At 46.7% G+C, this 23,321-nt stretch carries 21 protein-coding genes; 7 read left to right on the top strand and 14 right to left on the bottom strand.

Going from position 1 to position 23,321, the window contains the following annotated elements:
* Positions 1 to 13: 13 nt before the first annotated feature.
* The 5 genes from RCH83_RS09195 to RCH83_RS09175 all read left to right on the top strand — a co-directional run bounded on the left by RCH83_RS09195 (position 14) and on the right by RCH83_RS09175 (position 2,064).
* The gene (locus tag RCH83_RS09195; RefSeq protein ID WP_306521245.1) at positions 14 to 679 is read left to right on the top strand and encodes a Bax inhibitor-1/YccA family protein; all 666 of its coding nucleotides are present in this window, start codon (positions 14 to 16) and stop codon (positions 677 to 679) included.
* Positions 680 to 760: 81 nt separating this feature from the next.
* Positions 761 to 1,123: a sulfurtransferase complex subunit TusD gene (gene tusD, locus RCH83_RS09190; protein WP_306521244.1), complete on the top strand. Its 363-nt coding sequence runs from the start codon at positions 761 to 763 to the stop codon at positions 1,121 to 1,123.
* Positions 1,123 to 1,479, top strand: coding sequence for a DsrE family protein (locus RCH83_RS09185; RefSeq protein ID WP_306521241.1), 357 nt, complete (start codon positions 1,123 to 1,125; stop codon positions 1,477 to 1,479). The genes tusD and RCH83_RS09185 overlap by 1 nt, the downstream gene beginning before the upstream one ends.
* A gap of 1 nt (position 1,480) precedes the next feature.
* Complete coding sequence (gene tusB, locus RCH83_RS09180; RefSeq protein ID WP_306521238.1) at positions 1,481 to 1,735, top strand: sulfurtransferase complex subunit TusB; 255 nt, start codon at positions 1,481 to 1,483, stop codon at positions 1,733 to 1,735.
* Positions 1,732 to 2,064 carry a TusE/DsrC/DsvC family sulfur relay protein gene (locus RCH83_RS09175; protein WP_306521265.1) on the top strand — a complete coding sequence of 111 codons (333 nt, stop codon included), beginning with the start codon at positions 1,732 to 1,734 and terminating at the stop codon, positions 2,062 to 2,064. The genes tusB and RCH83_RS09175 overlap by 4 nt, the downstream gene beginning before the upstream one ends.
* Positions 2,065 to 2,151: 87 nt before the next feature.
* Here the strand turns inward: RCH83_RS09175 and RCH83_RS09170 are convergent, their stop codons facing one another.
* From RCH83_RS09170 to lrp, 7 genes are all read right to left on the bottom strand, one after another.
* On the bottom strand, positions 2,152 to 2,337 hold the full coding sequence (locus tag RCH83_RS09170) for a hypothetical protein (protein WP_306521236.1): 186 nt from the start codon (positions 2,335 to 2,337) through the stop codon (positions 2,152 to 2,154).
* Positions 2,338 to 2,440: 103 nt separating this feature from the next.
* Positions 2,441 to 3,733, bottom strand: a complete 1,293-nt coding sequence (gene serS, locus RCH83_RS09165; protein ID WP_306521235.1) for a serine--tRNA ligase — start codon at positions 3,731 to 3,733, stop codon at positions 2,441 to 2,443.
* 6 nt (positions 3,734 to 3,739) lie between these two features.
* The gene (crcB, locus tag RCH83_RS09160; protein ID WP_306521233.1) at positions 3,740 to 4,126 is read right to left on the bottom strand and encodes a fluoride efflux transporter CrcB; all 387 of its coding nucleotides are present in this window, start codon (positions 4,124 to 4,126) and stop codon (positions 3,740 to 3,742) included.
* A complete protein-coding gene (locus RCH83_RS09155; RefSeq protein ID WP_306521231.1) occupies positions 4,119 to 5,462 on the bottom strand; it encodes a replication-associated recombination protein A in 1,344 nt (447 codons plus the stop codon). Before RCH83_RS09155 ends, crcB begins: the two co-directional genes overlap by 8 nt.
* On the bottom strand, positions 5,459 to 6,073 hold the full coding sequence (gene lolA / locus RCH83_RS09150) for an outer membrane lipoprotein chaperone LolA (RefSeq protein WP_306521229.1): 615 nt from the start codon (positions 6,071 to 6,073) through the stop codon (positions 5,459 to 5,461). The genes RCH83_RS09155 and lolA overlap by 4 nt, the downstream gene beginning before the upstream one ends.
* Positions 6,074 to 8,929 carry a DNA translocase FtsK gene (locus tag RCH83_RS09145; protein WP_306521227.1) on the bottom strand — a complete coding sequence of 952 codons (2,856 nt, stop codon included), beginning with the start codon at positions 8,927 to 8,929 and terminating at the stop codon, positions 6,074 to 6,076.
* Positions 8,930 to 9,046: 117 nt separating this feature from the next.
* The gene (lrp, locus tag RCH83_RS09140; protein ID WP_306521225.1) at positions 9,047 to 9,535 is read right to left on the bottom strand and encodes a leucine-responsive transcriptional regulator Lrp; all 489 of its coding nucleotides are present in this window, start codon (positions 9,533 to 9,535) and stop codon (positions 9,047 to 9,049) included.
* 135 nt (positions 9,536 to 9,670) lie between these two features.
* Here lrp and ald point away from each other — a divergent pair, with 135 nt between their 5' ends.
* Together ald and RCH83_RS09130 are read left to right on the top strand one after the other, a co-directional pair.
* Positions 9,671 to 10,792, top strand: a complete 1,122-nt coding sequence (gene ald, locus RCH83_RS09135; RefSeq protein ID WP_306521222.1) for an alanine dehydrogenase — start codon at positions 9,671 to 9,673, stop codon at positions 10,790 to 10,792.
* A gap of 187 nt (positions 10,793 to 10,979) precedes the next feature.
* Positions 10,980 to 11,492, top strand: coding sequence for a DUF192 domain-containing protein (locus RCH83_RS09130; protein ID WP_306521220.1), 513 nt, complete (start codon positions 10,980 to 10,982; stop codon positions 11,490 to 11,492).
* A gap of 82 nt (positions 11,493 to 11,574) precedes the next feature.
* Here RCH83_RS09130 and RCH83_RS09125 read toward each other — a convergent pair whose 3' ends face one another.
* From RCH83_RS09125 to RCH83_RS09095, 7 genes are all read right to left on the bottom strand, one after another.
* Complete coding sequence (locus RCH83_RS09125) at positions 11,575 to 11,826, bottom strand: DUF2960 domain-containing protein (RefSeq protein ID WP_306521218.1); 252 nt, start codon at positions 11,824 to 11,826, stop codon at positions 11,575 to 11,577.
* On the bottom strand, positions 11,826 to 12,974 hold the full coding sequence (locus RCH83_RS09120; RefSeq protein ID WP_306521216.1) for a 1-acyl-sn-glycerol-3-phosphate acyltransferase: 1,149 nt from the start codon (positions 12,972 to 12,974) through the stop codon (positions 11,826 to 11,828). The genes RCH83_RS09125 and RCH83_RS09120 overlap by 1 nt, the downstream gene beginning before the upstream one ends.
* Positions 12,975 to 13,091: 117 nt before the next feature.
* Complete coding sequence (locus tag RCH83_RS09115; RefSeq protein ID WP_306521214.1) at positions 13,092 to 13,613, bottom strand: cell division protein ZapC domain-containing protein; 522 nt, start codon at positions 13,611 to 13,613, stop codon at positions 13,092 to 13,094.
* A 102-nt stretch (positions 13,614 to 13,715) separates the two neighbouring features.
* Positions 13,716 to 14,726, bottom strand: a complete 1,011-nt coding sequence (gene pyrD / locus RCH83_RS09110) for a quinone-dependent dihydroorotate dehydrogenase (RefSeq protein WP_306521212.1) — start codon at positions 14,724 to 14,726, stop codon at positions 13,716 to 13,718.
* Positions 14,727 to 14,834: 108 nt separating this feature from the next.
* Entirely contained in the window at positions 14,835 to 19,670 is a 4,836-nt protein-coding gene (locus tag RCH83_RS09105; RefSeq protein WP_306521210.1) for an NAD-glutamate dehydrogenase, read from the bottom strand.
* 277 nt (positions 19,671 to 19,947) lie between these two features.
* Entirely contained in the window at positions 19,948 to 22,269 is a 2,322-nt protein-coding gene (locus tag RCH83_RS09100; protein ID WP_306521208.1) for an RND family transporter, read from the bottom strand.
* Positions 22,266 to 23,228 carry a YCF48-related protein gene (locus RCH83_RS09095; protein ID WP_306521206.1) on the bottom strand — a complete coding sequence of 321 codons (963 nt, stop codon included), beginning with the start codon at positions 23,226 to 23,228 and terminating at the stop codon, positions 22,266 to 22,268. The genes RCH83_RS09100 and RCH83_RS09095 overlap by 4 nt, the downstream gene beginning before the upstream one ends.
* Between the last annotated feature and the right edge of the window lie 93 nt (positions 23,229 to 23,321).

The raw sequence follows: 23,321 nt of genomic DNA, 5'->3' as shown, positions 1-23,321 counted from the left end.
CACAGGAGTGATTATGTCTTATCAAAACCATCAGGTGATGACAGGCGCAGACAGCGTCAGTATCAACAAAGTACTTCGTAACACTTATATGTTGCTGGCAATGACACTGACCTTCAGTGCTGTGACTGCCAGTATCGCCATGGCACTCGACTTTGGCCCGATGTTAGGTTTAGGTTTAAGTATTCTGGCTTTGGTGTTGGTGTTTGTGGTGATAAAAACTGCCGACAGCGCTGCGGGTTTATTCTGGGTTTTTGCCTTTACCGGTGTGATGGGCGCTTCTATTGGTCCTATGCTGAACCGTTACGCTGGTATGCCAAACGGACCTGAAATTATTATGCAGGCTTTTGCTGCTACTGCGTTGATTTTCTTTAGTTTGTCAGCCTATACCCTGACCAGCAAAAAAGATTTCTCCTTTATGGGTAACTTTTTGTTTGTTGGTTTGATCATGGTGGTGGTGGCTGCTATTGCCAACATCTTCTTCCAAATACCGGCGCTGCAGCTGTCTATCAGTGCTGTAGTAGTGTTATTGATGTCAGGCTTTATCCTGTTTGATACCAGTCGTATAGTGCAAGGTGGAGAAACTAACTATATCCGCGCCACTGTTAGCCTGTATCTGAACGTGTTTAATCTGTTTACCGCGCTGCTGCAGCTGCTTGGTTTTTTAAACAGTGATGACTAATTCGGCCACTGTGGTTGCACAGTAACTGAATTCCATTAAAATGCCCCGCTTGTCGGGGTATTTTTTATGGCGGGATTTCTGATGGCCACTTTCGCACTGTATGTGCAATCACCGGTTTACGGCTGCCAGACGCTGGCGTCATTACTGCGTTTTGCCGGGGCTGCCTTTGATTTACAACATCAGATAGATCATATTTTCTTTTATCAGGACGCTGTGCTGGCGGTTTCTGCCGACAGCGATTTGCCCTCAGACGAGCCCGACAATGTGGCAAAACTTGTCGATTTTTGTCAGCAACAACACATTCCTTTGCTTTATTGTGTCACCGCTGCTGAAAAACGGGGTATTGCCACAGAAACCCGCCCTGCCCGTGCTGGTTTTATTGCCGCTGGTCTGGCTGAATTTGCCATGCGTCTGGATGCTGTTGATCGTGTGGTGCAGTTCTGATGAAAAAAGTCGCTATTGTATTTACCCAAAGTGCTTTTTCGTTTAGCAACAGCCGTGAAGCGCAGGATTTAGCTATGGCACTTGCTGCTGTTGAGCATCAGGTTACGCTGGTTTATCTTGGCGCTGCCGTCACGCAATTATTGCCGCTCTCATCAGCACAAAACTTAGGTGTAAAAGACTTCACTACTGCGCAGAAATTGTTTGCTTTATATGATATTGAGCAAGTTGTGGTCGCTGAAGATGCCATGTTGTTATACCAGCTGGCTGTAAATGATTTGCGTATTGAAGCAGCTGTATTGGCAAAAGCCGAAATTAATACGTTGCTGTTGCAACAAGACCATGTCCTGAGGTGCTGAGATGTTGTTGTATCAAATAACCACCCTTGAACCCAACGTCATTTTGAGTCTGGCTGGTGCACAAGATGCAGTGTTATTGCGCCAGGACGCGGTCTATCTGCTGAAGCAACAACGCAGCTGGCCGACAAATAAGCTTTATGTACTGGAGCAGGATTTACTGGCGCGTGGCCTGCAACTGAGTCAGGGTTTCCAGCTTATTAACGACCAACAATGGGTTGAATTGACCTTAACGGCCAATCAGGTGATCTTGTGTTGACGCTACAGATTGAAGGTAAAACCGTACCCCTGGATAAACACGGTTATCTGGCCGATTTGTCGCTTTGGAGCGAAGCTTTGGCCGCTGAATTTGCCAAAGCGGAAAATATCACGTTAACGCCGGCCCACTGGGAAGTGGTTTGGTTTGTGCGGGATTTTTATCAGGAATATCAGACATCACCCGCTATCCGCTTGCTTGTAAAAGCCATGGCAGAAAAACTGGGGGCCGACAAAGGCAACAGTAAATATTTGTTTTTATTATTCCCTGAAGGGCCGGCCAAACAAGCCACCCGAATTGCCGGTTTGCCTAAACCGGCGCGTTGTTTATAAGACCGCCAATAAAAACGGCAGCCTGAATAAAGCTGCCGTTGGTCTGTAAAACGCGAAATTCACTGAAGTTATTCCTGAGCTGTGGTTTTAACGGCTATTGCTGTAATAAGTCCAGAAAGCTTCAAAAGCAATAAAACCAACCACGGCTATTACCGCAACAACGATGATCCAATAAATTGCCCTCAGCGCTACTTTAAGTGCACTGGTACGCCTTTTAACGCTGGTTTTTTTAACTGCTGGCTGTGACCTTGCATTTTGGGTGGTTGTTGTCATTTTTTACCCTGTTACCGCTTATTTCAACAGTGCTTTTTATGCTGTGTTGCAGATCAAACACAAAAGTTGTGGTGCCACATGAAGCCCGGCACCACAAGGTTATTTAAGCGCGGATCTCGGTTTTACCACCCATATAAGGTTGTAATACCGCCGGAATACGGATAGAACCGTCTGCTTGTTGATAGTTTTCTAAAATAGCCACTAAAGTACGGCCTACCGCCAGACCTGAACCGTTTAAGGTATGCAGCAATTCAGGTTTTTTACCTTCTTCCGGACGGAACCGTGCTTGCATCCGACGTGCCTGGAAATCGCCCATATTGGAGCAAGAGGAAATTTCGCGGAAGGTATTTTGTGCCGGCAACCACACTTCTAAATCGTACGTTTTGCAAGAGCCAAAACCCATATCGCCGGTGCACAGCAGCATCACGCGGTAAGGTAAACCCAATAACTGCAATACTTTTTCGGCATGGCCTGTCAGCTCTTCTAAAGCTGCCATCGACTGATCCGGATGCGCCAGCTGCACCAGCTCTACTTTGTCAAACTGGTGCTGGCGAATAAGGCCACGGGTGTCGCGACCATAAGAGCCGGCTTCACTGCGAAAACATGGGGTATGGGCCGTGTATTTTTGTGGCAGTTCAGTTAAATCAAAAATGCGATCACGCGCCAGATTAGTCACCGGCACTTCAGCCGTTGGAATAAGGCTCATGCCCACACCTTCTTCAGTGGCAGGCTGGGTGTGGAATAAATCGGCACCAAATTTTGGCAGCTGACCTGTGCCATACAGCGAATCGCGGTTCACCAGATAAGGCACATAAAGCTCAGTGTAACCATGCTGCTCAGTGTGTAAATCCAGCATAAACTGCGACAAAGCACGGTGCAGGCGAGCAATCTGGCCTTTCATCACCACAAAACGTGAACCGGCAATTTTAACCGCGTTTTCAAAATCAAGACCACCGGCCAGCGCTTCACCTAAAGCCACATGATCTTTGGCTTCAAAATCGAAAGTTGGAATGTCACCATAACGGCGCACTTCCAGATTATCAGTTTCATCTTTACCAACAGGCACTGCTAAGTCCGGCAGGTTGGGTAACGACAACGCAATCTGGTCAAGCTCGGCAAGTACAGCGTCCAGTTTAATTTTGGCAGCGTCTAATTCAGCGCCTAAACCATCCACTTCAGCAAGCAAAGGCGCAATATCTTCACCCCGGGCTTTGGCCTGACCGATGTTTTTGGATTTGCTGTTACGCTGGTTTTGCAGCTCCTGAGTTGCTACCTGTAATTCGCGGCGCTGCTCTTCCAAAGCGCTGATTTGCGCCACATCAAGTTTAAAACCACGGGTTGCCAGCCGCTGCGCGGTTTGTGTTAATTCACTGCGTAAGTATTTGCTATCTAACATAAATTTTTACTTCATCGAGCCCAGCTTCAATCCAAGCCAGGCGAGGGTTAAACACAACACCAGGTTCAGCACCACATTGGCGATGGCTTTTTGCCAGTCGCCCTGCTGTAACAGCAACACAGTGTCCATCGAAAATGTTGAAAAAGTGGTAAAAGCACCCAGCACCCCAATGCCAATAAAAATCCGCCATGGATTGGGGGCAATTTGTTCGGTGATCAACAGGCCATACAACAAGCCAATGACAAAAGACCCGAGAATATTAACCAGCAAAGTGCCAAAAGGAAATGCTCTGCCAAAAAGATGTAACATCCATTCGCTTAAGGCAAACCTTAAACAGGCGCCTATAGCACCGCCAATGGCAATGGCGCTATAGGTAAATAAGGCACTAGTCACGGCTTTTCCCCTGTGCTTTGGCATGTTCGTCCAGGTTTTGCAGATATTTCAGTTTTTCCAGCAGTTGTTTTTCCAGACCGCGATCGGATGGCTGATAAAACTGCTTACCGGCAAGCTCCAACGGTAAATATCTTTCACCTGCGGCATAAGCGCCCGCTTCATTGTGGGCATAACGGTAGCCGTCGCCGTGACCCATTTCTTTCAGTAATTTGGTGGGGGCATTGCGTAAATGCAGCGGCACTTCAAAGGCAGGTTGTTGTTGCACCAGAGCGCGCATTTGATTAAAGGCGTTATACACCGCATTACTTTTAGGTGCCAATGCTAAATAAACAGCAGCTTGTGCTATGGCTCTTTCGCCTTCGGCAGGACCAACCCGGGAGAAAGTATCCCAGGCATCCAGCGCTATGGTGAGCGCCCTTGGGTCGGCATTGCCAATATCTTCAGAGGCAATGGCCAACAAACGCCGTGCCACATACAAAGGGTCGCCGCCGCCTTCCAGAATACGGCAATACCAATACAAAGCTCCGTCGGCACTGGAGCCACGCACCGATTTATGAAAAGCTGAAATCAGGTCATAAAACATATCACCCTGATTATCAAAACCTGGTAACTGCCTGGGCACCAGCTGTTTCAGAAGTGCAACACTGATATGGCTTGAACCTTCACTTTGCACAGCTTCACTGGCAAGTTCTAACAAATTCAGAAGTTTGCGGGCATCACCATCGGCCAGCATGAGTAAAAACTGCGCCGCTTCTTCATCAAGCGCCAGCTTTAAGGCGCCAAGACCAAGCTCGTTATCTGTTAAAGCGCGTTGCAGCACTTTATTAAGCTCGCTTGCTTCAATTTTTTTTAAAATACATACCCGGGCGCGCGATAACAAAGCGTTATTCAGCGAAAAAGATGGGTTTTCTGTGGTGGCACCAATAAAAATAATGGTGCCATCTTCAATATGCGGCAAAAAAGCGTCTTGTTGGCTTTTGTTAAACCGATGGACTTCATCAACAAACAACAAAGTTCTTTGCTGATGGCTTAAAAGCCGCGATTTAGCAGCGGCTATTTCTTCGCGGATTTCTTTAACACCAGCAGTCACAGCAGAAATTTTTGCCAGATAAGCATCAGCATGGGCAGCAATCAGTTCAGCCAGGGTGGTCTTGCCTGTGCCTGGCGGCCCCCATAAAATCAAGGACGTGACTTTGCCGCTTTCTATCGCACGTTGTAGCGGCGTACCGGGGCCCAGCAAATGCTGCTGGCCGACATAGTCGGCCAGTTTTAAAGGTCTGAGTCTGGCGGCTAAGGGCCTTACATCAGGCTGAAAATCAAAACTCAGGCTGCTCACTTGTTGCGTAAGTCGTCCACTTCAACACCAGCCGGCACGTCAAACTTAAACAGGCTGCTGTCGATATTGATATTGTTCTGAATGGCTAAAAATTCAAAATCGGTTTTCTGGCCGTTGTTATCCAGCACCGCCATATGCGACAGGCCAACACCTGCAAAGGTCAGCACCAGCTGGCGCACCGGATTATCTTTGTCTTTAGGCGTGATCACAAACTGCTGGCCTTCACCACTGACGTCATATTGCGCCCAAAGGCTGGCATCGTTGGAAGTTAACAATACAAATGGTGTGCGGTTGACTTCTTTTTTCGCGTCGTACAGGCTGACTTGCTCCAGCAACTCGTTGTAATGCCATAAGGTTTTACCATCACCAATAAACAGATTTGGCTCAGGGCTTAAGGTTTCAAAACGAAACAATGAAGGTTGTTTTAAGGTTAATACGCCTTCACCTTGCTCTTGCACCGGTTGGTTTTTTGCGTCTACCACAGTTTGCTGAAAACTGGCCTGATAACTATAAAGCCGTGCCAGTTTGTTTTTCAGCTCATCGGCCTGAGTGGCGGCAACTGCGCTTTGGCTTATTAACATAGCGGCCAGAACTAATAATAACTTCTTCATTTAAAACCCTTTTGGTGGCGGAGGTGCCAACACTTCTCTGTTACCGTTATGGCCAGGGCCACTGACGATACCGACTTGTTCCATTGTTTCTACTAAACGGGCGGCGCGGTTATAACCTATACGGAAACGACGTTGTACACCCGATACCGACGCTTTACGGCTTTCGGTAACAAAAGCCACAGCCTGATCAAACAGCGGATCTGCTTCAGCGTCTTCATCGTCCAGCGTTTCACCCGGCAGCAGATTTTCTTCACTGGTTTCACCACTGAGAATATCCGGAATATAATTTGGCCGGCCGCGTGTTTTCCAGTCTGCCACGACGGCATGCACTTCATGGTCATCGACAAAAGCACCGTGCACCCGGTTAGGCACACCAGAGCCTGGTGGCAGATACAACATGTCACCCTGACCTAATAAACTCTCAGCGCCTTGTTGGTCCAGAATGGTGCGCGAGTCAATTTTTGACGACACCTGGAAGGCAATACGGGTTGGGATATTGGCTTTAATCAAACCTGTGATTACATCCACCGACGGCCTTTGTGTCGCCAAAATTAAATGAATACCGGCAGCACGGGCTTTTTGCGCGATACGGGCAATCAGCTCTTCAACTTTTTTACCAACTATCATCATCATGTCGGCAAATTCGTCGATAACCACCACGATAGACGGCAATTTTTCGAGCAACGGCGGCTCACCCCGCATATCGTCCGACGGGCGCCACAGCGGATCACGCAGTGGTTTACCTTCGGCAATAGCGTCTGCCACTTTGACGTTGTAACCTTTTAAATTCCGTACACCAAGCGCTGACATCAGCTTATAACGGCGTTCCATTTCACCCACACACCAGCGCAGGCCATTGGCCGCCTCTTTCATGTCGGTGACGACTTCGGTGAGTAAATGCGGAATACCTTCGTAAACAGAAAGTTCCAGCATTTTTGGGTCAATCATCAGGAAACGTACGTCGTCCGGTGTAGATTTATAGAGCAGACTACAGATCATCACATTAACGCCAACTGACTTACCAGAACCTGTGGTACCTGCCACCAACAAATGTGGCATTTTGGCAAGGTCGGCCACTACAGATTTACCGGCAATATCTTTACCAAGCACCATAGTAAGCGGCGATTTAGACTGCTCAAAAATTTCATCACCAATCACTTCCGACAACCGCACTATTTCGCGGTGCTGGTTTGGCAGTTCCAGACCTATATAAGATTTACCCGGAATAACTTCCACCACACGCACGCTGATGGCAGATAAAGAGCGGGCTAAGTCTTTGGATAAACCGGTAATTTTACTGACTTTTACCCCGGGGGCTAAATCAAGTTCAAAACGGGTGACTACAGGACCCGGATAAACACCCACTACTTTGGCATCAACGTTAAAGTCCAAAAGTTTGACTTCAACCAGTCTGGAGACTTTTTCCAAATCTTCTTCAGAAATTGGATTGGTGGTTTTGTTTGGCCTGTCGAGTAAATGAATTGAAGGCAACTCATCTGCTGATTTTGGCAGCACAGGCCTTGTGAGATAAGCTGCATTACCTTCGTCGTCGTCCTCTGCATCAAATGGCGGCTGCTCTGCTGCAGAAGCGCCGCGAACCGGCGCGCTTTGATAAGGCACATAGTCGGTCAAGGTAGCATTAGCGCTTTGGGTATGCACAAAACTTTGTTGTAATTCGGCTTCTGCGTATCTGTCATCGATAGCGCTGAAAGTTAAATCGTCATCAGACAATTCGTCGACACTGACAAAAGCCCGTGCATCGGTACTGATATCCAAAGGTGCAAAAGGTAAAGGTTCAACCTGCGTATCAGGTGCCGGGAAAAAAGCACGGCTTTGTAACTGTGGATCTAACTTAATCACTGCAGCCGGCGGTTCAACCGCAAGATCAGCCTTTGCTGGCATAGGTGGAGCCATTGCTGCAATATCCGGGACAACTTCAGCCGTGACGATGCTGTTTGCATAAAATTGCTCAGGTTCCTGATGTAAAGTGTCGAAGCTGAACACTGGTTCGACCGCTTCATCGCGGTTAAGCGAAAATGCCGGTTCCCGCCGCTCAGCAACAGGCGCTATCACTTCGGTATAAGGTTGTTGTGCTGTATGTTCATCATCAGCAGTGCCGTTAGCAACTGGTATTTCTGCTGCAGTTTCAGCTTCAGGCCCGGCATAAGGCGCAACTTTTACACTGGAACGGGCCACAGCTTTGGCATGATGATGTTCGGCTGCTTCGTTGTGTTGTGGATGGCGCCACTGCTGGAATTTTGCCGGTAATGCACTGCAAAAATACCAGCTTTCCACCACAAAACGACCAAGCTCGTCGGCTACTGTTAACCATGAAATACCGGTTAATAAAGTGAGGCCAATACAAAAGCTGCAAAGCAACAATAAACTACTGCCAACAAAATTCAGATTCGGCAATAACATACTGGCAATGACATCACCCACAACACCACCGGATGAATAAATATAAAAATCATCAAAATTAATGCTGCTGATAGCGCAGGCGGAAATCACGGTGAGCAGTAAACCCAAAAGCCGTAGGCCCAGAATCAAATAATCCAATGAAATCAGGTCTTTAAAGCGTTTAAATAACATATAACCACAAAATGCAAAAAATGGCGGAAACAAATATGACAACCAGCCAAATACACAAAACAGAATATCGGCAACTTCAGCGCCCACAGGGCCGGCAAAGTTCTGAATATCCGTTTGATAACCGGTTTGTGACCAACTAGGGTCGGCCGGGTCAAAACTTAATAACGCCAATAACATAAAGGCGGCGGCGCCCGCAAAAAGGATCAGTCCAACTTCAACCAGACGCTGAACACCATTGAGTGAAAATACCGTTTTCGCTTGCAAGCCTGTTGCCCTATAAAAAAACTAAAAAAATGCGCTGTTACGATACCAGAGACCAGCCTTTAGTGCACCAGTTTCAAACTGTCAAAGCCCATCAAAATCACGCTATCTGCTTGTTCTTTAACCAGCTACAGTAATAAAAGTTGTTTGCTTCACTTCTTCCATCACCACATAGGTGCGGCTTTCGCGCACACTGGGTAAACGCAATAAGGTCTCACCTAACAGTTCGCGATAAGCCGCCATATTGGCTACCCGGGTTTTTAATAAAAAATCAAAACTGCCGGACACCAAATGACATTCCAGAATTTCATCCAGCTTTTGCACTGCTTTGCTGAATTCATCAAAATCTTCCGGCGAGGTTTTACTTAAGGTAATTTCAACAAAAACCAACAGCGCGGCGCCCACTTTGTTTGGGTCAACCTGTGCTGTATAACCCAGAATAAACTGGTCGGCCTCTAACCTCTTGACCCGCTCCAGACAAGGGGTTGGGCTGAGCCCTACCCTTTTGGCCAGTTCCACATTGGATAAGCGGCCGTCTTTTTGCAGTTCAACCAATATTTTACGGTCAATTCGGTCGAGTTTTTTTGCTGCTTTATATTCAGGGAACATACCAGATAAAAATTCTATTTAAGTTTTAATTTCAGCATTTTCCACTATTAACGCCATGAAAAACAACCATTCATTCCATAAAAATCGCATTATACTAGCGAAATATTTTTACCAACCCTACATAGGCAAAAAATCATGATTATTGGCGTGCCAAAAGAAATTAAAAACCACGAATACCGCGTCGGTATGACTCCAGCCAGCGTTCGCGAACTGGTTGCTCACGGTCACAAAGTATATGTTGAACACAATGCCGGCAGCGGTATCGGTTTTGGTGATGCTGATTACGCAGCAGCCGGCGCAGAAGTGCTGACAACAGCGGCTGAAGTTTTTGCCAAAAGCGACATGATTGTCAAAGTAAAAGAGCCACAGGCTGTTGAGCGCGCTATGCTGCGCGAAGGCCAAATTCTGTTTACTTACCTGCACTTAGCACCGGATTTACCACAAACTGAAGACTTAATGAAATCAAAAGCAATCTGTATTGCTTATGAAACAGTGACCGACAGCCGTGGTGGTTTACCGCTGCTGGCGCCTATGTCAGAAGTGGCTGGTCGTATGTCAATTCAGGCTGGTGCCCGTGCCTTAGAAAAATCCTGTGCCGGCCGTGGTATGTTGTTAGGTGGTGTGCCTGGTGTTGAACCTGCCAAAGTTGTGGTCATTGGTGGTGGTATGGTTGGTACCAACGCAGCCCAAATGGCAGTTGGTTTAGGTGCTGATGTTGTGGTGCTGGATCGCAGTGTTGACGTATTACGTCGTATCAATGCCCAGTTTAACGGCGCTGTAAAAGCCATTTATTCAACTGCTGACGCACTGGAAAAACACATTCTGGAAGCAGATTTAGTGATTGGTGGTGTGTTAATTCCAGGTGCTGCTGCACCTAAATTAGTTACCCGTGAACATGTTCGTAAAATGAAAGCAGGCTCAGCTATTGTTGACGTTGCTATCGATCAGGGCGGTTGTGTTGAAACTTCTTATGCCACCACCCATGCTGAACCAACCTTTATCGTTGATGATGTTGTGCATTATTGTGTGGCCAACATGCCAGGCGCGGTGCCTTTAACTTCTACTTTTGCGCTGAATAACGCCACTTTGCCATTTATCATTAAACTGGCGAACAAAGGTTATAAGGCTGCTTTGTTGGAAGACCAACATTTATTAAATGGTCTGAACGTGATCAACGGTCAGGTAGTGAATCAGCATGTTGCTGACGCATTAAAACTGGCTTATGTTGACCCGCGTCAGGCGTTAAATGCTAACTAAACTTTTGTTTTAGTTTAAAAAGCCAGCTTGATGCTGGCTTTTTTTATGGCTGAATATCAGTGGACACAATTCTCTTATAAACAGTTCTCTGATAAACAACACCACATCAATCAGTACCATTTTCCTTGTCGCTCACAAAGGCCTCAGGCTAATATCTGCATGCCCCTTTTCCGACAAAGAGTTTTGTATGTTATTGCGTTTTATACTGCTGAGCTGTTTTTTATCTTTAACTGCCTGTAACGCAGCAAGTTTTTCAGAGAAATTTAATCTGGTACAACTGCAAATCAATGGCAATAAAGTACAGGTGCAGCTGGCTGATACTGTGGCAAAACGTAGTCAGGGTTTAATGGGGCAAACGCCGTTAAAATACGGCATGTTGTTATTGTTGCAACAACCGGCACAAATGCAACTCTGGATGAAAAACACACCAGAGTCGCTGGATGTGGCCTTTATTGATGTAAATTGGCGAATTGTGGCCATCACATCGATGCAGGCCAATACCGAAACTTTGCACCCTTCAGGGCAAGTTGTGCGCGCTGCGCTTGAAATGGCGCCGGGCTGGTTTAGCAAATCAGGCGTTCAGGTCGGTGATTCGGTTGTGTATTGTGCGGCCGAACCCTTCGCAGAAAATCTGGCGGAGCACTCTGTCGAGAGTCTGGCAGAGACTGATTTATGTTTGAGTGAAAAGAACCGCAAATAACAATCTAAAAAAACAAAGCAAAACTCATAACACACAAACAGAAAAGGCTTGTTGCTGACAACAAGCCTTTGTTTGCAAGCTCTTAAAGCTCTGAATCGTCTTTATGCAAATAAATCTCGCTAAAACCAAAACGGATAAATTCTTTTTGCCGGAAGTCTTTAATGGCAGCTGTACGTTTGGCCGTCATGGCTACTTGTTGTTCCATCTTTAAAAAGGCGGTTAAATCTATGCCTTCTGCTGCTGCCACTGCTTCGTAAATATCGTGAAATTTGTCATAACTAAAGGCAATTTTACGCGGCTGGCCTTTAAATTTGTAAGTAATAGCTCTGGCCATCAATGACTCTCCTGCGTTGCCGCTGTTTGTGACGTCTTTAAATGCGCCTGAGCGTTTTTGAGTGGATTGGCATACATCTGACGCAGATATGGTTGTACAGCCGGTGGTAAAGCGTTTAAGCGTGCTAAAAAGGCGCCGTTATCATCTTCGGTGCCTGGCTGCTCTGCCGCCTGATAATTGGCCGGATATAACCTGTAACCCTGATAAATCTCCCTGTCTATGGCCGCAGCCAAAGTGTCCGGGTTTTGCAAGTCTTGGTCCTGGTTCAGCACAGCGCCAAAATGCACATGTACACGGCCTTTAAAACCAACAATACCTGTGATGATACTTTCAATATCTTCAAATTCAGTTTTCTGATAATTGCCTTGTGTTGCCAGCTGGTACAACTCGTTGGCTTTGGCACTGTCACAAGGGTCAAACTCATACGACAAACACACAGGCACTATATGCAAAGAACGCATATAGTCCGCAAAATCAACATGTTGATGTTTGCCGTTGATATAAAACATCTTCAGGATGGCTGGATCTGTGGCGTCATTGCCATCTTTAGCCCGCCCTTCTTTTTGCGCTATCCAGATATGGTGGCCGGTCTGAATTGAATGGCCAATATAAGCAGACAGTTGTCCAAGCGCTTTGAGCATTTCACGTGGGCCTTTGGCCGAACGGCGTACAATAAAACTTTTATTCAGTTTCATCAGCTCAGTGGCACAAGGTTTTTTTAATAAATTGTCGCCAATGGCAATGCGGGCTGTGTCAAAACCTTGCTGGTGCAAACACCAGTTCACCAAAGCCGGATCCATCGCAATATCACGATGATTGGATACAAATAAATAAGACTTGGTTGCGTCTAGTTTTTCCAGACCACTGCAGCTGACACCTGCAGTGGTTTTTTTCAGACTTTTATCCAGATAAGCGGCGACATACCTTTGCACTGCTTCCACTGTTTTAAAACCAGACCAGTGCCGGCGCAAATACCAGCTGAAAAAAGGTGCAGCCAGATGCGTAAGCCATGACGATGAACTGCCGAGGCGGTGACGGATAATAGCGCGGATAAAATCGGGATCCGCAATGATACGCTGCACAGCTGCTGCAACTTCATCATCGTGATAAGGGCGGATATCGTCAAAGTTAACAATTGGATCGGTCACACTGTATTACCTGGAAAATAGAATCAGCGCTATTTTACCCAATCCGATCGGGCTGCCTAGCATATTGTGGCAAAACAACAAAAAAACTTTGTGATGTGGCTTGTTGCAGAGCAGTGATCAGGCTGATTTTGCCAGTGGATGGTGTGAAGGTGCAGCAAAAGCCTGTACTCTGTCATTAAGCAGTACTAACACTTGCCCGGCATAAAGCTGTTTGCCCTGAAGGGTGTGGCCCTGTTGTAACAACAACAGCTGACAACAATTACCATGCTGAGCTGTGATAATGGCGAGTAAAGGTTCAGCAGCACCAATCCAAACCAATTCGGTGGCTTGAGGTAAATAAAGATGAGATACAGGCGTAAACCACCAGCTTTTATGGCCGGTCTGACGTAAAAATAGCTGCGCTGCTATAGCATCTATTGTTGCAGCAAAACAAATAGCTTCTGGCAGGTTCAGTGCTTCGAGTGTGTGCCTGAACTGCCAGAATAACTCGGCCTGAGCCAGCGTAAACTCAGGTGCCGGCATGGCATTTAAATCATTCAGCAGAAAAGGTGTGTTGTGCACTGCTGAACTGGTATGCAGTTGTAATTTGCCGGCATTAACTTGCCAGTGCCAACAGGCTGACGGGGTAAAAGCGGACATGCTGCACCTGAATGAAATTCTCCGATGCAGCCGTTTTACACCCGTTAGATCAACATGTTAAAGACTATTTTGCTCTAACTTGCCTTGATCGCAACCGGATCGTTATAAGCTGTCTACGATCGAACGCACTAAGCCTGGCCCCTTATATATAAAGCCGGTATATACCTGAACTAACTGTGCGCCGGCATTGAGCTTTTCCTGCGCCGACTCTGCACTGTCGATACCACCGACGCCAATAATAGGCATATCGGGGCCGACTGCGGATCTAAGCTGCCGGACAATTTCAGTGCTTTTTAACCGCACCGGAGCCCCACTTAAACCACCCATTTCATCAGCGTGTTTCATACCAGCCACTGCCGAGCGCTCTAGTGTGGTATTGGTAGCAATAGCACCGTCCATTTTGCTTTGCAGCAAAGTCTCAGCCACCTGTTGCACTGCAACTTCGTCCATATCGGGGGCAATTTTGACAAAAACGGGCACATATTTACCGTATTTGGCTGCTAAATCCAGTTGTTCATTTTTCACGGCGTTTAATAAATCCAGCAATGCATCGCCAAACTGCAAATCGCGCAGGCCTGGAGTGTTGGGTGATGAGATGTTTACTGTAATGTAGCTGGCGTAAGGATACACTTTGCGCATGCAATGCACATAGTCGTCTTTGCCCTGCTCGTTTGGTGTGTCTTTGTTTTTGCCGATATTGATACCAAGCACACCTTTGTATTGTGCTTTTTTTACATTTTCTACCAGGTAGTCGACACCTTTGTTGTTAAATCCCATTCTGTTAATAATGGCATTGGCCTTAGGTAAACGGAATAAACGTGGTTTGTCATTGCCAGCCTGAGGTCTCGGCGTGACAGTGCCAACTTCGATAAAACCAAATCCCATTTGTGAAAAAGCGTCGATACAGTCGGCGTTTTTATCAAGACCAGCGGCAAGCCCCACGGGATTATCAAAAGTGATACCAGCCACTGTCACAGGTTTTTGCCGGATCTGCTGGCGCCAGAACATCGACAACGGTGTATGTTGTAATGCCTTTAAAGTGTCGAGGGCAAAATGATGCGACTTTTCTGCATCAGCACAAAACATCAGATCACGAGCAATTTTGTAAAACATAACCATGCCTTTGTTTTTATTAAAAAGATAAACCAGCAGCACATTTAAAAAAATGCCCCGTTGAACGGGGCATTCTAGCGCTATTTTGTAAAGTTCACAGCAACAGTGTTATTTCACAGTGTCACAGTGATGACTCAATAACATCAGTTCACGCAAAGCAACAGAGAACTTGGCGAACTCATGGCTCTTGGTAGTCTTAAACTCAGCCAGCATCATGCTCCAGCGCGACAGCACCAGTTCATTAGATTTCAGCCAGTTATGAATCACTTCATCCGATGAACAGGCATTATGGCAAGTCCGTACCACCACTTGTGACAAGGCACGTTGTTGCCAGTCCAGCTCTTCGCGGTATGAAGCGCGGGCCAAAGCCTGCCAATGGTTGGTCACAGGTTGTTGGGTGATTTGCTCCAGGAACCAGTGCAGATCCAGCTTGTCACCAAGTTTAAAATAAATCTCGGCGGCCAATAACAGGTCGGTTTTTTCAGCATCAGCCACCTGGGCAATGTCCATCACCGAGAACACAGTACTTAACTGTGCCAGATAACGGGCTACATTCACCGGCACCTGCTGCGCAACCAGGTTATCCTGATGGGCTTGCAGTGCCGTTGCTTCACCGGCAGCCAATAAACGCGGTAATTGTTCAGAAATTTGCACAAAAGCCGGTTTGAAAAACGCCACTGTTTGTGCAATATCCATCGCCTTATTGCGGTGACGCAGGAACCAACGCGTCACACGGCGCATGGTGCGGCGCAACTGGAACAATAAACGGGTTTGTAAATCGGCAGCAATGACGTTGTCTAAGTCTTCCAGCTGATGCCAGATGCTCTCAACATCAAAAAGCTCGCGGGCGATGGCATAAGAAATAATCACTTCGGCCACTGTTGAACCCGTTTCTTCCATCATGCGGTGGGCAAAGTTAGCGCCCATATCGTTCACCAGCATATTGGCAAGCTTAGTGGCGATAATTTCAGCTTTTAATGGATGGGTTTCCATCTCTTTGACATAACGTTCTTGCAGCACTTTCGGGAAAGCACCGATCAATTCCTGCTTAAAATAAGCATTGTCAAAGATTTCCGGCAGCACCAATTGCTCTTTTAACACCATCTTGCCGTAAGCGGTCAAAATAGCCAACTCAGGACGGGTTAAACCGGCACCTTTGACCATACGTTCAGCCAGCATATCGTCAGATGGCAGGAACTCGAGCTCGCGGTTTAACTTGCCGTCTTTTTCCAAAGCGTGGATAAAACGGGTGTATTCTTTCAGCTGCTCTGCGCCCAGCAAAGATGACACTGAAATACTCTGGGTCTGACGGTAACAGTCATTGATGACGATATCTGCTACATCATCGGTCATGCTGTACAGCAGTTCGTTACGCTGTTTTAACGTCATATCACCGCTGGCAACCATGGCGTTCAGCAGGATTTTGATGTTGACTTCGTTGTCCGAACAGTCCACACCACCGACGTTGTCGATAAAGTCGGTGTTAATACGGCCACCATTGGCAGCGTATTCAATACGGCCACGTTGGGTAGTACCTAAGTTACCGCCCTCACCGATGATTTTGGCTTTCACTTCTTTACCGTTGACACGCAGTGGTTCAGAAGCGCGGTCGCCTACTTCAGCATGAGTTTCATCCGATGCTTTGACGTAAGTACCGATACCACCGTTCCAAATCAGGTCCACTTCCATCATTAATGAAGCACGGATAAGCTCGTTTGGCGTTAATGAGGTTTTGTCAGTGCCGAGCATCGCCTGCATTTGTGGGCTCAGTTTAATGGCCTTGGCACTACGCAGGAAAATACCACCACCTTCAGAAATCAGCTCTTTGTTGTAATCATCCCAGGTTGAAGTTGGCAGATTAAACAGACGCTGACGTTCAGCAAAAGAGCTTGCCGCCACAGGGTTTGGGTCCACAAAAATGTGCATATGGTTAAAGGCAACCTGCAGGCGGATATGCTCAGATAACAGCATGCCGTTACCAAAGACGTCGCCGGCCATGTCACCGATACCCACACAGGTAAAATCAGTGGTCTGGCAGTCAATACCCACTTCGCGGAAGTGGCGTTTCACTGATTCCCAACCGCCACGGGCCGTAATACCCATGCCTTTATGGTCATAACCATTCGAGCCACCTGAGGCAAAAGCATCACCTAACCAGTGGTTATATTCCAGTGAAATGCTGTTGGCAATATCAGAGAAGGTTGCAGTGCCTTTATCGGCTGCAACGACCAGATACGGGTCATCTTCATCTAAACGTACCACTTGTTTTGGTGGCACAATCTGGCCTTGCAGAATGTTGTCAGTAATATCTAATAAACCGCGGATAAAGGTGCGGTAACAGGCTTTACCTTCGTTTAACCAGGCTTCGCGGCCACCGGTTTCAGGTAATTTTTTACAAACAAAACCACCTTTGGCGCCCACTGGTACTATCACAGTGTTTTTTACTTGTTGTGCTTTTACCAGGCCCAGTACTTCGGTGCGGAAGTCTTCACGACGGTCAGACCAACGTAAACCACCACGCGCAACTTTACCAAAACGTAAGTGCACACCTTCTACCTTGGGTGAATACACAAAAATTTCAAAAAACGGCAGTGGTAACGGAATATCCGGGATCATCGCCGGACGCACTTTAAACGAAATATAAGGTTTGTCGGTGCCGTCTGCTGCTTGCTGGAAGTAGTTGGTACGTACAATAGCCTGAATAATAGCCAGGAAACGACGGATAATACGGTCGTCATCCAGGTTCGCCACATTTTCCAGCTGTGCCAGAATTTCGTTATTCAGTTTTTCAGCGTTGCTGCCACTTGTGTTATTCAGGGCAAACTTTGCATTAAAGAGTTGTACCAGTAAATTGGCCAACAGCGGATAACGACCAAAAGTCGATTCAATATACGCCTGACTGAAAGTACCACCAATCTGACGTTTGTACTTGGCAAAAGCACGTAATAACGAAGCTTCACGACCTGTTAAACCCGCTCCCAGAATTAAACGGTTAAAACCGTCGTCTTCCAAATCGCCTTTCCAGACTTTAGCAAAAGACTCCTGGAACAACTGCTGTGCCACTTCAAAATCCAGTGGCACTTTGCCGTTTAATTCCATGCTGAAGTTTAAGATCCAGCTGACAGAACCTTCAGGGCAACGCACTGCATAAGGTGTTTCACCAATAACCCGCAAGCCAAAGTTTTCCAGCATTGGCAACACGTCTGATAGATGAATTGGATGGTCTTTATGGAACAGATTTAATCGCACCGCTTTAGATTCGGCACTTTCTTCCTGTGGCCGGTAAAACAACATTTCCAGGGTGTTGTCTTCGGTTAATGCTTCCAGTTTGGCGATGTCGACCAGCGCGTCACTAGGTAACATTTCTTCTTTATAAGCGCGCGGAAAAGCGTTAACGTATTTACGACTGAGCTCACGGCCACTCAGTTCACCAAAACGGCCAATCAGGGCTGTTTCCAGTTTGTCTTCCCAGGTACGGGCCGCTTCTATCAGATTTTTTTCGATGTCTTTCACATTGAACTCGATATTACTGTCGTTGATCCGGATGAAATAATGGGTCCGGGCCAGCACGGATTCAGAGAAATAGGTGGTAAATTCCACCGGTTCGGTACTGCCTAAAAACTGTTGCAGAATTTGTTGGGTTTCTTTGCGCAGCTGAGTGTTGTAGCGCTCACGCGGCACATACACCATGGCAGAAACAAAACGACCAAACGCATCTTTACGCATAAAGAGCCGGGTCATATCCCGTTCCTGCATCTGCAGCACACCTGTGGCGATTTCCAGCAATTCATCGCTGTCTGCCTGAATCAGCTCGTCCCGTGGATAAGTTTCCAGAATGTTCAGTAAAGCTTTATAAGCGTGGGTACCTACGGCAAAACCAGAACGCGCCATCACAGTGGCGAGTTTGTTTTTCAGCAGTGGAATATCACCGGCGCTGTTGTTATACAGCGATGACGAATACAAACCAATAAACCTGTCTTCACCCACCACATTGCCGTTGGCATCAAAACGTTTGATACCAATGTAATCAATATATGCCGGGCGATGAACCCTCGATTTATTATTGGTTTTGGTCAGAATCAGCAGATCTGTGCTCAATGCCTGTTTACGGGCCACATCGGGCAAATCTGACAACATTAAATCGCGTGAAACAGAACGACGCATTAAACCAAGAGCGGTATCTGCCTGGCCGGCAATGCGGTAATCCCCCTGCACCGGCACTATGCTGTACTGGCGATAACCCAACAAGGTAAAGTTATCTTTGGCCAGCCAATTTAAAAACTCAGTGGTTTGTCCAAGTTGTTCTTTACTTGCTTTACCACAGTTTTTCGGCAGCTCCTGAATAACCTGTTCAAGCTTGGCGCGGGTTGGCTGCCAGTCGCTGACCGCAAGGGATACATCCTGCATCACTGAATCAAGCTCAGCGACCAGATTGTCCATTGCTACTTTATCCGTCATGCGGTCAATTTCAATATGAAACACCGTTTGTTGGGTGGACGGATTGGCTTTGGTGCCGAGTTTGTTAAATTCGGTGATATTGCCTTTGTCATCACGGAAAGTCTGCAGCGGGTAATGCAGCAGTAAATGCGCAGTGATGGTATGGCGGTTCAGTGCAATACGCACCGAATCAACCAGAAAAGGCATATCTTTAACCACTATCTCAACGATAGTGTGTTTGGATTCCCAACCGTGACGGGCAATTTCCGGGTTAAACACCCGGATCCTGGCTGCATCTTCAGTATGAGTGTTAAAGGTTTGCCACAGGCTTAAAGCCGCACCATATAAGTCGCTGTCATTGCGACCAAACATATCTTCGTTGGCAACATTGCCATAGAGAGTGAAGGCGAATTTCTCGACCAGTTCGACCTGATCTTTAACTTTTTGGCGGATGAGTTTACTTACATTTTGTAGAAGTACAGATGGTTGACCGTCTATCAGTGCCATTTTTGTATCCTTGTTTTAATCTCTGCAGAGGGGAAGCAGGATTGTGCATTACATACAGAGCGTGTCAGGTGCGAAGTTTATTGCCTATTCCTGCGCTTTTCGAGCTTTATTTCCGGCTTTCAAACTGGTTGTACCAGAGCGGAAAAGCTGATTTGACAAGATATTCAGCCTAATTAAATAAGAAAATGGCCCGTAGGCCATTTTTATTAGATTTTATGCATAAAGATGCTGCGATTAATTTCGGACGGCAACACGCTTAGCCGTCCGAATCTTTCGTTTATTCGCGGTTTTTTGGCCAGAAAAAGGCGGCCAGTGCAGGTAATACAAAAACAGCACCCAACATGTTTACGATAAACATAAAGGTCAACAAAATACCCATATCAACCTGGAACTTCAGCGCTGAGAACACCCAGGTACTGACACCAATGGCTAAGGTCACTGCGGTAAAGAGCACTGCACTGCCGGTTGATTTTAAGGCCTCAAAGTAAGCCTTACGTAGCGGCACGCCCTGACGCAGCGGCTGGGTCATATTGGTCAGAATATAAATGCCATAATCGACACCAATACCCACACCTAACGCAATCACCGGCAAAGTGGAAACTGTCAGACCAATTTCCAGTATTGTCATTAGCGCCGTTGCCAGCATCGTCACCACATAAAGCGGAATAATAACCGCCAAAGTTGCCCGCAATGAGCGGAAGCTGAGTAAACAAAGCAGAAGTACAGCACCATAGACATACCAGGTCATTGGATCCTGAGCAGCAGCAACAGCTTCATTAGTTGCTGCCATCACGCCAACAGGGCCCGATGCCAGCATAAATTTAGTAGTGTCAGTGCCAAGTTCAGCACCAATACGTTTGGCTTCAGCCACTACTTTTTCAATGGTTTCGGCTTTATGGTCGTTCAGGAATAAAATCACCGGCATCACGGAACAATCCGGGTTTAATAAACCTGTACTGGTTTCAACACGGGATGATGACTGCACCAAAGACTCAGTGGTCCGTGGCAGAATCCGCCATTTAACGTTGCCTTCGTTAAAAGCTGCGTTAATGGTTTTTGACACTGAAGGCAAAGACACCGCACTTTGCACACCAGGCACGTTTTCCATCTGCCACTGGAACTGGTCAATTTTTTCCATAATAGGATGGAAAGTACAACCATTGGCGTCGGTTTCCACCATCACGTTGATGTAGTCAACTGAAATGGCATACCGGTCAGTGATCAGGAAAGTATCCTGGTTGTAACGGGAGTCTTCATGTAAAGACGACGCGCCTGGCTGCAAATCACCAATTTTCAGCTCTTTGCTCTGGATATAACCCAAAGCAAATAAGGCTGTAGTGACCAGCAAAATAACGGCGGCTACTTTAGGTTCAGCACAAGCAGAAAGTTTGTACCAGAACTTATCGGCAACGGGTGTTGGTGCAGACACTGCTTTGACATAACTTGCTTTAAAGCGCACATAAGACATCAGCACCGGCAATAAAATCAGGTTGGTCAGGATAATCACGCCAACACCTAAGCTGGCGGTGATTGCAAGTTCCCTGATCACGCCAATTTCAATAATTAATAAAGTGATAAAACCGACAGTATCGGACAAAAGCGCCACGCCACCCGGGATCAACAACTTGCGGAAACTGGCCTGGGCCGCAGTTTTGGCATCAAGGCCGGCTGCGACGTTTTTGCCGGTGGCGTTGATCATCTGCACACCATGGCTGACGCCAATGGCAAAGACTAAAAACGGCACCAGAATGGACATAGGGTCGATACCAAAACCCAGCACAGTTAATAAACCCATCTGCCAAATCACGGCAATTAAGGAACAGGCAATAGGTAATATGGTTAACGTGATTGATTTGGAGAACAAAAACACCATGATGGCGGTGATCAGAATAGCCACAGCAAAAAATGCCAGTACCCCTTTGGCACCATTGGCAACGTCACCCACCATTTTGGCAAAACCAATAATGTGCACTGACACCTTGTCGTTTTCAAACTGACCACGCACCTCAGTTTCCAGCTGATTTGCAAACGCAATGGTATCGAGCTTTTCGTTGGTATCCGGGTTAATTTCCTGCAACTGGGCTGTGACCATAGCGCAGCTGTAATCATCGGCCACCATACGGCCAACAATACCGGCTTTTTCGACGTTTTGTTTCACAATAGCCAAACCATTGGCATCGTTCACAAAATCAGCCGGGATCACAGGGCCGCCGGCAAAACCGTCTTCCACCACTTCAACAAAACGGGTACTTGGACTAAACAGTGACTTTACCAGAACCCTATCCACTCCCGGCATGTAATACACCTGATCGTGAATTTTGCGGAATGACTCAAAAAAATCCGGATTAAAAATATTGCCTGAAGCATCGCAGACAGAGATCAGAATATTATTGGCGCCACCAAAGTCTTTGGCATGTTTCAGATAAGTTTGCATGTATTCATGCTTCAGCGGAATGTTTTTGGTAAAGGCAGCGTCCAGTTTAATTTGGCTGGCTTTAAATAATAAAAACAAGGTTGCCAGCACAAAAGCCAGGATCACCAGACCGCGATGCCGGAACAGCGCATATTCACATTTATTGATAAAACGGTTTGCACTCATGGTTGTTCAGTTTCTTTAGTGTGAATTGTTTTAATACCAACCTCAGTTGCGAGAACCAGATCAGCACCAATCTTAACGGCATTCATAATGGCTTTGCCATCGGCCTGGTTCATCGCAGTAAAACTTTGACCATCATCGCTGCTTACCAATAAAGTGCCGGCATTACCGAGCAAATATACTTTGCCGTCACTGGTACTCAGTACGCTGTTTAAAGTTGCCGGTGAAGGGACCTGAATTTGTTGCCAAGTCTGGCCTTGGTCTGTACTGCGAAACACATGGCCACGCAGGCCAACAGTGATCAAACTCAACTGCGGGGTACGGGTAATACCAAATAACGAGCCATTATAAAATTCCGGCTGACGTTGCCATGTAGTGCCAAAATCGAGACTTTTGGCAAAAAAACCCGCTTCGCCAACCAGATATAAGGTGCTGCCATCGGCATAAAGACGATTAAAATGCGGTAACACAGATTCGGCTTCTGCGGCATAAGACTCTGGATCTGATTCTTTCAGTTCTGCCAATAATGCCTGATCGTCTTCACTTGCAAGCTCTGGGTGAAACTCACTTTGCCAGCTTTTGCCACCATCGCTACTGCGATAAAACATGCCATAGGCGCCTACTGCAATACCGTGGGTGGCGTCTTTAAAAAAGACATCAAACAAAGGTTTGTCGAGATCAGGTAAAAACTGCTGGATAACCCAACTTTGACCGCCATCAGATGAATGCAGAATGCTGGCATCGTGCCCTACTGCCCAACCGTGTTTTTCATCGGGAAAATATACCGAGTTCAGGTTCGACTGCAGCGGTACCGGCATTTGTTGCCAGCTGGCGCCATCGTTGCTCAATAAAATATGGCCACGTTCACCTGCACTGACATAAAACTTGCCAGCAACAGGCACTATATCAGTCAATATTGAATTGACCGCCCTTGGTAATAAGTAGGCTGCCTGCGGCTGCACCTGTGCTGCTGCTATTGAAGACGTCAACACACAACATACACCCAGACCAGAAAGTAGTTTCGATATCATTAGAGCTTATACTCGAGGGTTAAA

The organism is Rheinheimera sp. (assembly GCF_030824435.1).
Taxonomy (GTDB): domain Bacteria; phylum Pseudomonadota; class Gammaproteobacteria; order Enterobacterales; family Alteromonadaceae; genus Pararheinheimera.
Note: the sequence above shows the minus strand (reverse complement) of the source record. Positions and strands in the feature narration are given on the sequence as shown.